The sequence below is a fragment of the Leeuwenhoekiella sp. LLG6367-2.1 genome (assembly GCF_045055775.1).
GTDB classification, from domain to species: domain Bacteria; phylum Bacteroidota; class Bacteroidia; order Flavobacteriales; family Flavobacteriaceae; genus Leeuwenhoekiella; species Leeuwenhoekiella aequorea.
Map to the genome: position 1 here is coordinate 364,061 of NZ_CP159331.1, position 13,332 is coordinate 377,392.

Below are 13,332 nucleotides of genomic sequence, written 5' to 3' on the forward strand. Positions count from 1 at the left end.
TATGAATAATATTCCAAGTGTAGATCTAGCAGATTTTCTTAGTGAAGATAAAAGCCGCAAATTAAAATTTGTTAATGAGATAGGTAAAGCCTACGAAGAGATCGGTTTTGTATCCTTAAAAAATCATTTTCTTGATGATGCCTTAGTAGATGATTTGTATTCTGAAGTTAAATCATTTTTTGATCTTCCTGAAGATATCAAACAAGGCTATGAGATAGAAGGTCTGGGTGGACAACGGGGTTATATATCTTTTGGTAAAGAGCACGCTAAAGGAAAAAAAGAGGGAGATTTAAAAGAATTTTGGCACTTTGGCCAAGAGGCTGAAGCAGATGCAAATCTTATTGAAGAGTATCCTGAAAATGTAACTGTAAAAGAGTTAGAAAATTTTAACGAAACTGGAATGCAAGCCTACAAAATGCTTGAAAAAACCGGAATTTACGTTTTAAGAGCTTTAGCTTTATATCTTGAATTGGATGAATTTTATTTTGACCATTGGGCAAAAAATGGAAATAGCATCTTAAGACCTATTCATTATCCTCCTATCACAGAAGAACCTAAAGGTGCTGTACGTGCAGGTGCCCATGGCGATATTAATCTCATTACACTTTTAATGGGTGCTTCGGCAGGTGGTTTGCAGGTTTTACGTAAAGATGGAGAGTGGATTGATGCGATTCCTAACGAGGACGAGCTAGTGATAAATGTAGGTGATATGCTGGAGAGACTTACTAATAATAAGTTGAGATCTACAATTCATCGTGTAATTAATCCTCCTAAAGAGCAGTGGGATACACCACGTTATTCCATTCCATTTTTTATGCATCCGCGTAGCGAAATGCCTCTTAATTGTCTAGAAGAATGTATTGATGAAGAGCATCCAAAAGCTTTTGAAGATATTACTGCTGGAGAATTTTTACATCAACGTCTTGTTGAAATCGGATTGATCAAAAAATAATTTATGGACCTTTCTGACCAACTGAAAAATCTATTTCCAGATCATACGCCTGAGGAGTCTAATGATACCGAAGATTCTAATGATTTAGGGATCTGGATGCAAGAAGATCCACTATTATGTAAATACGAAAAAAGGAAGGGAAAGCCTATTACAATTATAGAAGGATACACAGGAGCTGATAGTGATTTTAAAATTCTTGCTAAAGAATTAAAAACAATGTTAGGTGTAGGTGGTAGTTTTAAAAAAGAAAAAATAATAATTCAAGGTGATTACCGCGATAAAATAATGTCTTTCTTAAAAGATAAAGGCTTTAAGACAAAACGGGTAGGCGGTTAATATTAAAGCTATGGGAAATTCTGTATTGCATATCACAAATGGTGATAATTTAACTACACGTCTAGAAAGTTTAAATCTCAAAGGTGACATTATTGTTTGGAGAGAGATGCTATGCGAAGGCCCCACACCAGTTGAAGTAGGATCTCAGAGTTTTTTTGAAACCCGAAAAAAATTTCTTAGTGAGCAATATAAAATTTCACCTTCAGATTATGAAGAGAAATTTGAACACGAGCTTGAGAAATTAGCAACCTTACAAAATTATGAAAAGATCGTCCTCTGGTTTGAGTTCGATCTTTTTTGTCATATAAATATGTTGGCAGCCATAAGCTACTTAATGCAACATCATAAAACAGCACCTATTTATATGGTCTGTAGTGGTTGGGTAAAAGGTCTTGCTCAACTCAAAGCGCTTTCAGATCTCACCGATGAACAGCTAGCAATGCATTACACAAATAAACTTGCGCTAACGCAAGATGATTTGACTGTAGCGAATCATATATGGAAGCTTTATTGTGAAGAGAAACCAATCGAACTGAAAGCAGAAATAAGCAAAAAATCTAATTTTAATTACCTGTCTAGTTGTATACGTGCTCACATTGAGCGCTTTCCGAGTATAAACACCGGATTAAATACGCTTGAAACAAATATTTTAAAGCTTATTGATCTGCATCAAATTACAGGTGAAAGTCAGTTATGCGATTACGCACTTAATTACCAAGGGTATTATGGTTATGGAGATGTGCAAATTGAAAATATGATTAAAACCCTACGCCCATTTTATGCACAAAAGAATGGTATTTTACAATTAACTCGACAGGGTAATCAGGTTTTAGAAGGTGTCACAAATTTTTACTCAATTTTGAAAAATGATTTTCAGTTTGGAGGTACACGTAAATATGATTATCTGTATGACCCTATAAATCACAAACTTATTAAACACAGTGAGAATGCAACTTCCACAATCTGAATTAATACTTAATGAAGATGGCAGTATCTACCATTTAAATCTTTTACCAGAAGAAATTGCAGATACTATAATCACCGTTGGCGATCCGGAAAGGGTTGAAAGCGTGACCCGTTTTTTTGATAAAATTGAGGTTAGCAAACACAAAAGAGAATTTAAAACGCAAACGGGCTATTATAAAAATAAACGAATAACAGTTATATCTACGGGAATAGGAACAGACAATATTGACATTGTTTTAAATGAGCTTGATGCTTTAGTTAATATTGATTTGAAAACACGCCAACTCAAAGAAGAATTGACTTCCTTAAATATCGTACGTTTGGGTACGAGCGGCGCAATACAGCAAAACATACCTATAGATTCGATTTTAATAAGTAAAAAAGCACTTGGGTTTGATGGACTCCTTCATTATTACGAGTCTAAGCATTTAAGAGATTTGGCATTTGAAAATGCATTTGTAGAGCAAACACAATGGGATGAGGCTAAAAATTATCCCTATTGTGTGCCTGGGGATTCAGATTTAATCACACATTTTGATAATGAAAACACCTATAAAGGTGTAACTGCGACAAATATTGGGTTTTATGGTCCACAAGGACGGAAACTAAGACTTGAACTTGCAGATAATGCGTTGAATACTAAGATTGAAAATTTTCAATATAATACAGAGAAAATCACAAATCTGGAGATGGAAACATCAGGCATTTACGCATTGAGTTTATTACTAGGTCACCGTGCAATTTCTATTAATGCTATAATGGCAAATAGAATAAATGGCACCTTTAGCAAACAAGGATCAAAAACCGTTGAACGTATGATCATACAAGCACTAGACCGAATCGCGTTACTATAAATTTCTTTTAACAAAAGCTTAATTCAGACCGTAGCAGGCTTTCGTATTTTTGATGAAAATACGATCATAAATGGATTCAGAAATAGCTGATAACTTAAAACATAGAGATTTAAACTGGCTAAGCTTTAACGCTCGAGTTTTACAAGAAGCACAAGACAAAAGATTTAATCCGCTCTTTGAGCGAATGAAGTTTTTAGCTATTTATTCTTCTAATCTTGATGAATATTTCAGGGTACGTGTAAGTCAGTTAAGGCAAATTAAACGAGTAGAAAAAAGCATTCGTAAAAAACTTGCGTTAAGACCTAATAAAACTGTTAAGGAGATAATTGCCAGAGTAAAAGAGCAACAAGAGATTTTTGGAGCAATCTTCAACAATGAAATAAAACCAGAATTAGCAGCAAACCATATTGTGCTTGTTGCTTCCGAAGAATATACAGAAGTTCAGAAACAGATTGCTAATGTGTGGTATGTTTCTCATCTTAAAAATACAGTTAATCCCTTTCTATTCAATCCTGCAACAGAAAGTGAAATCTTTCTTGAAAATCAAAGCCTCTATTTCTGTGTTACCTTTTCAGATTCAAAAAAAATAGGATTTGTAAAAATACCCACAGATACAAATGATCGTTTTGTAGAATTAGGAAAACAAGATGACACCTATTCTATTACCTTCCTGGATGACATTATAAGACACGAAATTGCTACTATATTTGATTCACAGTCTATCGATGGAGTTTATGAAATCAAACTCTCTAGAGATGCAGAATTATATATCGATGATGAACTAGATGGTATACTAGCAGAACGTATATATAAATCCTTAGAGCAACGTCAAGAAGGACAACCTACACGTTTACTCTATGATGCAAGTATGCCAAAACCAGTTGCTAAAAAATTGCGAAAGCTTTTGAAGCTTGGCAAAATAGATATGATGCCCGGAGGTCGCTATCATAACTTTAATGACTTCTTTAAGTTTCCAGATCCTACAAATAATGAAAAACTTCATTATGAAGATAAGCCGGTAATTAAGCATAAAGCCTTAGAGAATGCAACAAATTATTTTGATGCTATACGTAGTAAAGATCATTTAGTGCATTTTCCATTTATGAGTTTCAACTATGTAGAACGCTTTGTAGAACAAGCTGCAAATGACAAAGATGTTACTCACATTAAAATATCATTATACAGGGTTGCAGATGAGTCTGCACTCACAACCTCGTTACTAAGGGCCATTGAAAATGGAAAGCAGGTAACCATATTTATAGAGGCCAAAGCACGTTTTGATGAAGAAAATAATATCACGTGGGGACGCAAATTTGAAGAAAAAGGAGCGCGCGTAATATATAGTTACCCACGTATTAAGGTTCATTCAAAGATTCTAATGGTAGAACGTACCGAAAATGATAAATCTAAACGATACGCTTATATCGGGACCGGAAACTTTAATGGTGATACTTCTAAAATATATTGCGACCACGGCTTATTTACTGCTAATAACAAAATTGCCAAAGAATTAAGTAGGGTGTTTGAAGTTCTGGAAGGTAAGCTTATTGTGCCCAGAAATAAACATTTACTTATTTCTCCATTTACTACAAGGCGTACGTTTGAAAAACTAATTCATTCAGAAATTGAAGCAGCTCAGGCTGGTAAGACTGCAAAGATTACCGCAAAAATGAATAGCCTTGAGGATAAAGATATCATAGAATTATTATACAAAGCGAGCCAGGCAGGAGTACAAATTCGTCTAATCATTAGAGGTTTTACGTGTTTAATACCCGGAGTAAAAGGACTAAGCGAGAATATTTACATCACCTCCATTATTGATAGATATCTAGAACACGGTCGTATTTATTTGTTTCATAATGGTGGTGATGAGCAAATGTATATAGGTTCTGCAGACTGGATGACTCGTAATCTAGACAGGCGTATAGAAGTTTTAGTTCCTATTTATGATAAAAATCTATTCACCGAATTGAAGGACATTTTTATCCTGCAATTGAATGATAATTGTAAGGCACGTATTCAAGACGCAGAAGAGCAGAATCTATATGTTGAGAAGTTAGATGGAGAAGCTGAAATACGTTCTCAATATGCTATTTATGATTACTTAAAATCAAAAAACTAACAAATGACAAAAATTAAAATAGGTGGTGTTCCTGAGCATTTTAATTTACCCATACATCTAAGTATTGAAGAAGGTCTCTTCAAAAATGTGGGACTCGATGTTGAATGGATAGAGTTTCCGGGAGGTACTGGAGCGATGAATTTAGCTCTTAGAAATGGAGAAATTGATATTGCTATAATTCTTACTGAAGGTATTGTCAAAGATATCGCGGCAGGAAATGAATCTAAGATTATCCAAAATTATGTATCGACACCTTTAATTTGGGGAGTTCACGTAGCGGCTAATAGCCCATTTAATACACTAGACGATTTGAAGGATACCAGACCTGCAATAAGTCGGTTTGGTTCTGGATCTCACGTAATGGCTTATGTTCAGGCAAAAAAATTAAATTGGAATACCCAGGCCATAAATTGTGTTGTAGTAAATAATCTTGACAATGCTATTCAATCTCTTAGTAAAGGAGAAGCAGATTACTTTATGTGGGAACATTATACTACTAAACCACTTGTTGATTCAAATATTTTTAGACGGGTAAGCGACTTCCCCACCCCGTGGTCTAGTTTTGTAATTGCGGCAACATCAAAGGCTTTAGCTGATAAACAAGATGCCATCAGTTCTTTTTTAGAAGTTCTTAATACTAAGACATCTTCCTTCAAAAACATCAATGAGGTAGATGTGCTTCTAGCAAAACGTTACAATCAGAAATTAGAAGATATAAAAACTTGGCTTTCAAAAACAGAATGGTCTCAGGACCAACTTCCCCATAGTGAAATTGAAGATGTACAAAACCACCTTCTAGAACTCGATATGATAGATAAAAAGCAAGACGTTAGTTTTTATTTAACTATCATTTAATGAAACTTTTATAAGTAGTTAATTCGGTAAGTAAAAAAAAAGGCCAATCTTTACGCCATATTAATTTATTAATTAAACAATTCAATTATGGTTACGTTTCTAATCGTTTTGGGATGTTTGCTATTTATTAATTTAATACTATTTAAATTCAGTGTAGCAGGCGGATCTAAAGTTGAGAAATCGCAAAAGCGTGTAGCCCCTAAACAAACAGCCTTAAATCAGCGAGTAGTTCTAGAACAAGCTTCTTAATTTATTCCTGATTTTTTTCAAATCAAACTTTTAGAGAAAAGGCTCAACTTAACCAGTTGAGCCTTTTTTTATTTACCATTCAATTGTCGACTTTCCTTTTTCAGACAAATAGGCGTTAGCTTTACTAAAATGTTTATTCCCGAACCAGTGGCCGCGATTAGCACTCAAGGGAGAAGGATGACCACTCTCTAAAATCAAGTGTTTGTTTTCATCTATTTTTGATGCTTTCTTTTTTGCATAACCACCCCACAATAAAAATACTACACCTTCTCTTCGCTGTGATAAAACGGAGATAACAGCATCTGTAAAAGTCTCCCATCCTTGTTTTTGATGAGATCCGGCTTGATGTGCACGTACTGTTAAAGTTGCATTCAGTAGGAGAACTCCTTGTTTTGCCCAGCGCTCGAGATTGCCACTATTAGGTATTGGGTTGTTTAGGTCTGTAGCTATCTCTTTAAAAATGTTTACCAGCGAGGGCGGCACTCCAATTCCTTCAGGTACCGAAAAGCACAAACCGTGCGCTTGACCAACCCCGTGATAGGGATCTTGACCCAAGATTACTACCTTAACATCATCAAACGGACAAAGGTCAAAAGCTTTAAAAATTGCTGCTCCTTTGGGATAGCAAGTATGTGTCGTATATTCTTCTTTTACAAATGTTATTAAGGATTTAAAATAAGGTTTATCAAATTCAGGTTCTAATATAGCTTTCCAGCTGGGATGTATGTCAACATTCATGAATATCTTAAATTTGTATAGCTCAATCTGTAATTTTTGACCACAGAAACAGACTCAATCGGTATTGAAATTACTTATTAAATTTCAGTATAAAAATAAAAAAAACTTAAGTTATCTCCCGCCTTAAAAGGGGCATTACTATGATAAAGATTCATCCTAAAACACTTGCTGATTTAGAATTTCATACGGTTTGTGCTCAAGTAAGCGCATTGTGTATTACAGATAAAGGGAAAGTAAAGGCTCTTAAACTTACGCCGCAACGCAGTTTTAAAAAAACCTTATTTGCTTTAAATCAAACGCAAGAATATATAAACTCAGACACACACGAGACACCCATTCCTAATCATGGTTTTGATGCGCTTGATCACGAACTTAAAATGTTAGGCATAGAAGATACTACCCTAGAGGTAGGAAGCTTTAGAAGAATTGGTAGTTTGTCTGAAACTGCTAATACACATATAAAGTATTTTAGAAAATTTCAATCTTATTATCCGTCGCTTTATAAAACAATTGACGATACAGAGTACACATCGGCATTAACCGATGAGATAAATACCATTGTAGATCGTTTTGGAGAAATTAAAGATGATGCTTCTCCTTTGTTATTAAATACACGAAGAGCAATAAATGTCGTAAAAGGTAAAATTAATAGTAGCTTTTCTTCGGCACTGTCTCAATATGCATCATATGGATACCTTGATGAAATTAGAGAATCTATAGTAGATAATGTGCGCGTACTTGCCGTTAGTGCTATGCACAGGCGCAAAGTAAAAGGCTCCATTTTAGGTAATTCTAAAACCGGAAGCATTGTTTATATTCAGCCCGAAGCTACACAAAATCATCAACGCGAACTTAATAATCTTCAGTATGATGAGCAGGAAGAGGTTAAGCGCATTTTAAAAGGCTTAACAGATTTTGTAAGACCATTTAGCCCCTTATTAGATGATTATCAAAAACTCTTAAGTACAATCGATGTAATTTCAGCAAAGGCAAAATATGCCAAAAAATTAGATGCTGTCCTACCAAAAATTACTCAGGATCGAGAGTTACAGATTAAAGATGCTTATCATCCGCTGTTATTTTTAAATAACAAAAAACGAGGAGAAAAAACCTTTCCTCAGGACATAACATTAGATGAGCAAAATAGAATTATTGTTATAAGTGGTCCTAACGCGGGCGGTAAAAGTATTACATTAAAAACGGTAGGTTTACTACAAGTGATGCTTCAAAGTGGGTTGCTTATACCTGTGCATGAATATTCTAGATTTTGCTTATTTGATAAAATATTGACCGATATCGGAGACAATCAAAGTATAGAAAATCACTTAAGTACGTACAGTTACCGATTGAAAAATATGAATTATTTTCTTCGGAAATGTGATGAAAGTACACTCTTTCTAATCGATGAATTTGGTACAGGTAGTGATCCCGAATTAGGTGGTGCCCTTGCGGAAACCTTCTTAGAAGTTTTTTATGAGCGCGGTAGTTATGGGATTATTACAACGCATTATGCAAATTTAAAAATGATGGCTAATGAGACTGAAGCTATTACCAATGCAAATATGCTTTTTGATTCTCGTACCTTAGAACCACTATATAAACTACACGTAGGTGAAGCCGGTAGTTCATTCACATTTGAAGTGGCACAGAAAAACGGAATTCCGTATTCCCTGATAAACCGATCAAAGAAGAAAGTGGAACGCGGCAAAATTCGGTTTGATAAGAGTATTGCAGATCTTCAAAAAGAACGTAGTAAACTGGCAAAAACCACCACCTCATTAAAGTCTAAGGAGCAAGAAGCTGCTAAGGAGAAACAAGAGCTTTCTAAAATTAATACTAAGATACAAGAGAAATTAGAGAGTTACCAGGAGTTATATGACAGTAATCAGCGTCTCATTTATCTAGGTCAAAAGCTAGATGATATAAGCGATAAATTCTATACCAATAAGAATAAAAAGTCTATGCTCGACGAATTATTCAAAGTGGTGCAAATAGAAAATTCGAAGCGTGCTAAACAAAGTGCAAAAGAAAAACGGGCTCAGAAAGCACGAGAAACTCGTATTAAACAAGAGGCTGAGAAAAAGGTTGAAGTTATACGAGAAAAAAAGAAAGAGCTTAAACAAAAAGAGGTTCAGATAGAGAAAGAAAAGCCTAAAGTAACTTTAAAAATAGGTGATCGCGTACGTTTACCAGATGGTCGAGCGGTAGGTACAATCCATAATATTGAAAAAGGAAAAGCAATCGTGGATTACGGGATGTTCACAACTAATGTAGATGTAGAAACCCTTGAACTTGTGCAACGCGTAAAACAATAGATGGAATCAAAAATTATATTATTTGATGGCGTTTGTAATCTCTGTAATGGAGCAATTAATTTTATTATAAAGCCCAATTCTAAAGCCAATTTGAAATTTGCCTCACTTCAATCTGATACCGGCAAACAGCTACTCAAGGAGTATAACATAGATCCGCTTAAAACAGATTCTATAGTTTTGATAGATTCAAATAAAGCCTTTTTAAAATCTGATGCTGCACTAGGTATTGCTTAAGACCTAGATGACGCTTATCCCCTGCTCTATAGTTTTATAATAATACCGGCTTTTATACGAAATTCTATTTATGATCTTATAGCCCGTAACCGCTATAAATGGTTTGGAAAAAAAGAAAGTTGTATGATCCCTACTCCAGACCTTAAATCAAGGTTTTTAGATTAGATAATCCCAAATTTTGCAAATTTGTTACTAAATTAAATACAACAAATCGTCTACTATTGAAGAGGTTTGTAAATTATGTGTTGTTTCAAAAGTTAATCTGTAAACACTATTTTATGAAACCAAAACTTATCCTTTTTGACGTAAATGAGACCCTACTCGATCTAAAACCACTAGCCAGACGTATCAATGCTTCTTTAAGCAGTGACCTTGCATTTGACCTTTGGTTTAGCTCACTTTTACATTATTCACTTGTGGAGACGGTAAGTGGCCATCACGAAGATTTTAGTAAAATTGCCCAAGCAACATTTGAAATGACTGCAGCTAAGTTTAAAAAGGTAATTGCAGAAGATGAAATAAAAAGTATTCTGGGTATGATATCTAAGCTACAGCCTCATCAGGATGTAGTTGAAGCTTTAACCATTTTAAAAAAAAGAGATTATACATTGGTAGCTTTAACAAATGGGAATCCTCATGTTGCAACTGATCAAATTAAAAATGCTGAGTTAACCTCATATTTTAAAGCGGTGTACAGTGTTGATGAAGCGCAGGCTTTTAAACCAAATCCCAAGCCTTATTCCTATGTATTGGAAAAATTAAATGTAAAACCTGAAGAAACACTTATGGTTGCTGCACATGGCTGGGACATAACCGGTGCTCAGCGTAAAGGTCTGCAGACTGCATTTATAGCGAGAGAGGGTAAATTTAAATACCCTTTAGCAGCTGATCCAGAATTTGATTGTAAAGATTTACTGGAGCTAGTTGAACGTTTGCCCTAAATTTATAGTGTCTATAGTACTTACAACACCGGCATTCCAAACAAAATCTGCATATTCATTGCCAATCCCCACTAATTGTAGCGAGAAGCCTTCTGCCATAGTTATTGTTTGATCAACTGGTAACTGCGTAGAAGTCATTCCCATTGCTGCACCTTGTGTAGCCGTAACAACTCCTTCATAGCTTAAAAACTGAATAACGGTACCCACAGGATTTACGAGTGCTATACCTTCGGCATCATTTTGCAACGGCACAGATATCGGTAATGTGCCTAACCCAGCTTGTTGATCGGGAATACTTCCTATAATGTTTGAAGAGTTAATTATAGTTCCATTTGAACCATTATAATGTACAATAGAATAGCCTGTAAGATCAACACCTGCAGATCCTGCTATTTCCACACGTTCATCTTCATCACCTCCTATATTATCGTAGTGTATTTCATTAATCCATAACTTAAGGTCATCATCAATAATCGTTAAGTCAAAGACGGAATTTAATCCAATAGTAGGTGCTCCAGAACCACCACTTGCATTTGTAATAGTAAAAGTAATCAGCTCATTACCTTCTACTAAAGCATCGTTAGTAAGATTAAAAATAGATGTAGCATTAAACACAGCCGTATTTTCAGGAATGGTCAATGTTTGAGATAAAGTCTCGTCTAAATCAGAGTAATCTGATGCGGAGACTGTTACAATAAGCGGGGTTGTGAGTGAAGGATTTGTAATATTGAATTCAAAATCAATAGCTCCTGAATTTTCCCCAAATTCTGTAGATGTGACTGTGTAGGCTACTTCGGTGGGTTGTATAGAATTTTGTAAAAGATGTACATTCTCCCAGAAAACACCATTCCACACTTGAAGACCAAAGATAGAAGCATCAGGATCGCTTACAAATATCATGAGACCAGAGTCAGCTCCTTCAGCAGTGATAAGATCACGCTGCGCAACTGTAACTCTTGGTGGCATAAATCCTTTGTAAGTGCCATCTGAAGATTGGCTGCTTACTTCAAGCATAGCAGAATCACAAGGATCTGTAGTTCCTATTCCTACTTGGGCATTGGCGGTTAATGTTCCTGTAAAAAATAAAAATAATAGTCTTTTCATGCTTACTCATTTTTGATTTAATGGGGTAAGTGAAGGCGTTGATATTAATCAACACATAGATTGAGGGACCCTCAAAATATAACTATTATTTTAAATAAAAAACGTAATACGCTATAAATTAATCATTTACAGGTATTTTTTATTCTTCGACATCAAATGCCTCGTCAGGATGTTTGTTAGGATTATAATTAAAAAGCCCTTCTCCTTTTGCGATCACCGAAGAAACTGTTGCATCTCCTGTAACATTTACTACAGTACGACACATATCTAAAATACGGTCTACAGGAAAAATAATTCCAATCCAGGCAGGATTTAAACCTACCGATTCTAAAACTATTATAAGCATTACCAGACCAGCACTTGGCACCGCAGCAGAACCTATAGAGGCAAGTGTAGCAGTAAGAACTATGGTTAATTGCTGTGCTATTGTAAGATCTATCATATGCAACTGAGCTAAAAATACCACAGCTACCGCCTGATACAAACAAGTACCATCCATATTTACGGTTGCCCCTATAGGTAATACAAAGCTTGTAACCTTTTTGTCTACACCAAGATTATCTTCCACACACTCCATAGTTACTGGTAAAGTTGCGGCACTACTAGAAGTCGAAAAGGCCAATGTTTGTGCAGGACCCATAGCTTTAAAAAAGCCAAAGTAAGATACCTTCCTTACAAATATTTTAAAAATGATAGGATAAATTACAAATATCATTAACGCTAGACCCAGTACAACGGTTAAGGAATACCAACTCAATCCTTTAAATATCTCGACAACCTTGCTAATATCATTTCCGGCCATCTGGCTCACAACACCTGCCAGCAATGCAAATACAAAAAACGGTGCAGCTTGCATAGTAAGGTCAACCATTTTCAAGAAGATTTCCATAATACCGTCTACCGCACGTGTTACCGGAGCTGATTTTTTTGGATCTATAAATAGCATACTTATACCGAAGAACAAACCAAAAAATATTACTTGTAACATCAGTCCGTTATCTGCTAAAGAGGCAAAGAAATTATCGGGTACAATATCTACTAATGGTTGAAGAGGCCCTGCATCTTTTGTTGCATTAGCAGTCTCCATCTTATCACTTACCGAAGCATCTTTTAACTCACTACGAGATAAATCAGATATCTCTCTGGCACGCTCCATAAACTCAGGATCCTGGAGATAATTTATTCCGTCTTTAATTTTATACCCTTCATCAGCCGCCCATATTTCATAACTAATACGGTTATCTATACGACTTTGATCATCAACTAACTTTCCGGGCTGTATTACATTTACCAGAAGTAAACCCATACTCACAGCCAGTACTGTAGTTAACAAGTAAGCTAACAAGGTTTTACCACCCATTCTTCCTAAACTCGCAGGATCACCAAGATTTGCAACTCCACTTATTATAGAAAAAAGCACTAATGGCACTGCGATTAGCTTCAGAAGATTTATAAATATTTTTCCAAAAGGTGCGATCCAGTCAATTGTAAATTGGCTCCATCCCATTTGGCTTGAAATTAAGGCCCATAAAATACCAAGTACGAGACCTATAATAATCTTCCAATGCAATGCTAGTTTTTTCATAAAATAATAGAGGTGTTTTTCCTTATTGCGAAAGATAAACAAAATCCTTATTTAGAATAAGCCCGCAACGACTTTTGATGC

At 35.3% G+C, this 13,332-nt stretch carries 12 protein-coding genes and 1 pseudogene; 10 read left to right on the forward strand and 3 right to left on the reverse strand.

Annotated features, from left to right (window positions below):
• The first annotated feature begins 1 nt into the window (after position 1).
• The 7 genes from ABVM53_RS01685 (at position 2) to ABVM53_RS01715 (ending at position 6,334) form a co-directional block, all read left to right on the forward strand.
• Entirely contained in the window at positions 2-952 is a 951-nt protein-coding gene (locus ABVM53_RS01685; protein ID WP_405330836.1) for an isopenicillin N synthase family dioxygenase, read from the forward strand.
• Between the two features lie 3 nt (positions 953-955).
• On the forward strand, positions 956-1,288 hold the full coding sequence (locus ABVM53_RS01690; protein WP_405328740.1) for a translation initiation factor: 333 nt from the start codon (positions 956-958) through the stop codon (positions 1,286-1,288).
• A gap of 10 nt (positions 1,289-1,298) precedes the next feature.
• Positions 1,299-2,255 carry a DUF1835 domain-containing protein gene (locus tag ABVM53_RS01695; protein ID WP_405328742.1) on the forward strand — a complete coding sequence of 319 codons (957 nt, stop codon included), beginning with the start codon at positions 1,299-1,301 and terminating at the stop codon, positions 2,253-2,255.
• A complete protein-coding gene (locus tag ABVM53_RS01700; RefSeq protein ID WP_405328745.1) occupies positions 2,236-3,108 on the forward strand; it encodes a nucleoside phosphorylase in 873 nt (290 codons plus the stop codon). Before ABVM53_RS01695 ends, ABVM53_RS01700 begins: the two co-directional genes overlap by 20 nt.
• Positions 3,109-3,178: 70 nt before the next feature.
• On the forward strand, positions 3,179-5,230 hold the full coding sequence (gene ppk1 / locus ABVM53_RS01705) for a polyphosphate kinase 1 (RefSeq protein WP_405328748.1): 2,052 nt from the start codon (positions 3,179-3,181) through the stop codon (positions 5,228-5,230).
• A gap of 3 nt (positions 5,231-5,233) precedes the next feature.
• Positions 5,234-6,085, forward strand: a complete 852-nt coding sequence (locus tag ABVM53_RS01710) for a substrate-binding domain-containing protein (protein WP_405328751.1) — start codon at positions 5,234-5,236, stop codon at positions 6,083-6,085.
• An 87-nt stretch (positions 6,086-6,172) separates the two neighbouring features.
• Complete coding sequence (locus ABVM53_RS01715) at positions 6,173-6,334, forward strand: hypothetical protein (protein WP_164916310.1); 162 nt, start codon at positions 6,173-6,175, stop codon at positions 6,332-6,334.
• Positions 6,335-6,406: 72 nt separating this feature from the next.
• On the opposite strand, the gene ung is transcribed toward ABVM53_RS01715, so the two are convergent.
• Positions 6,407-7,072, reverse strand: coding sequence for a uracil-DNA glycosylase (ung, locus tag ABVM53_RS01720; protein ID WP_371457122.1), 666 nt, complete (start codon positions 7,070-7,072; stop codon positions 6,407-6,409).
• Positions 7,073-7,212: 140 nt separating this feature from the next.
• On the opposite strand from ung, the gene ABVM53_RS01725 reads away from it, so the two are divergent.
• The 3 genes and pseudogenes from ABVM53_RS01725 (at position 7,213) to ABVM53_RS01735 (ending at position 10,562) form a co-directional block, all read left to right on the forward strand.
• A complete protein-coding gene (locus tag ABVM53_RS01725) occupies positions 7,213-9,387 on the forward strand; it encodes an endonuclease MutS2 (protein ID WP_405328754.1) in 2,175 nt (724 codons plus the stop codon).
• Positions 9,388-9,786, forward strand: a pseudogene (locus ABVM53_RS01730) (thiol-disulfide oxidoreductase DCC family protein).
• A gap of 113 nt (positions 9,787-9,899) precedes the next feature.
• Positions 9,900-10,562 carry a haloacid dehalogenase type II gene (locus tag ABVM53_RS01735; RefSeq protein ID WP_371457119.1) on the forward strand — a complete coding sequence of 221 codons (663 nt, stop codon included), beginning with the start codon at positions 9,900-9,902 and terminating at the stop codon, positions 10,560-10,562.
• Here ABVM53_RS01735 and ABVM53_RS01740 read toward each other — a convergent pair.
• Complete coding sequence (locus ABVM53_RS01740) at positions 10,542-11,666, reverse strand: lamin tail domain-containing protein (RefSeq protein WP_405328757.1); 1,125 nt, start codon at positions 11,664-11,666, stop codon at positions 10,542-10,544. The two genes, ABVM53_RS01735 and ABVM53_RS01740, sit on opposite strands and share 21 nt — an antisense overlap.
• Before the next feature lie 139 nt (positions 11,667-11,805).
• Entirely contained in the window at positions 11,806-13,251 is a 1,446-nt protein-coding gene (locus ABVM53_RS01745; protein ID WP_371457117.1) for a dicarboxylate/amino acid:cation symporter, read from the reverse strand.
• Positions 13,252-13,332: the final 81 nt, after the last annotated feature.

Bases quoted from the DNA above. Each gene is read 5' to 3' on its own strand.
- ABVM53_RS01685 (WP_405330836.1), top strand. From the start codon at position 2: ATGAATAATATTCCAAGTGTAGATCTAGCAGATTTTCTTAGTGAAGAT.
- ABVM53_RS01690 (WP_405328740.1), top strand. From the start codon at position 956: ATGGACCTTTCTGACCAACTGAAAAATCTATTTCCAGATCATACGCCT.
- ABVM53_RS01695 (WP_405328742.1), top strand. From the start codon at position 1,299: ATGGGAAATTCTGTATTGCATATCACAAATGGTGATAATTTAACTACA.
- ABVM53_RS01700 (WP_405328745.1), top strand. From the start codon at position 2,236: ATGCAACTTCCACAATCTGAATTAATACTTAATGAAGATGGCAGTATC.
- ppk1 (WP_405328748.1), top strand. From the start codon at position 3,179: ATGGATTCAGAAATAGCTGATAACTTAAAACATAGAGATTTAAACTGG.
- ABVM53_RS01710 (WP_405328751.1), top strand. From the start codon at position 5,234: ATGACAAAAATTAAAATAGGTGGTGTTCCTGAGCATTTTAATTTACCC.
- ABVM53_RS01715 (WP_164916310.1), top strand. From the start codon at position 6,173: ATGGTTACGTTTCTAATCGTTTTGGGATGTTTGCTATTTATTAATTTA.
- ung (WP_371457122.1), bottom strand. From the start codon at position 7,072: ATGAATGTTGACATACATCCCAGCTGGAAAGCTATATTAGAACCTGAA.
- ABVM53_RS01725 (WP_405328754.1), top strand. From the start codon at position 7,213: ATGATAAAGATTCATCCTAAAACACTTGCTGATTTAGAATTTCATACG.
- ABVM53_RS01735 (WP_371457119.1), top strand. From the start codon at position 9,900: ATGAAACCAAAACTTATCCTTTTTGACGTAAATGAGACCCTACTCGAT.
- ABVM53_RS01740 (WP_405328757.1), bottom strand. From the start codon at position 11,666: ATGAAAAGACTATTATTTTTATTTTTTACAGGAACATTAACCGCCAAT.
- ABVM53_RS01745 (WP_371457117.1), bottom strand. From the start codon at position 13,251: ATGAAAAAACTAGCATTGCATTGGAAGATTATTATAGGTCTCGTACTT.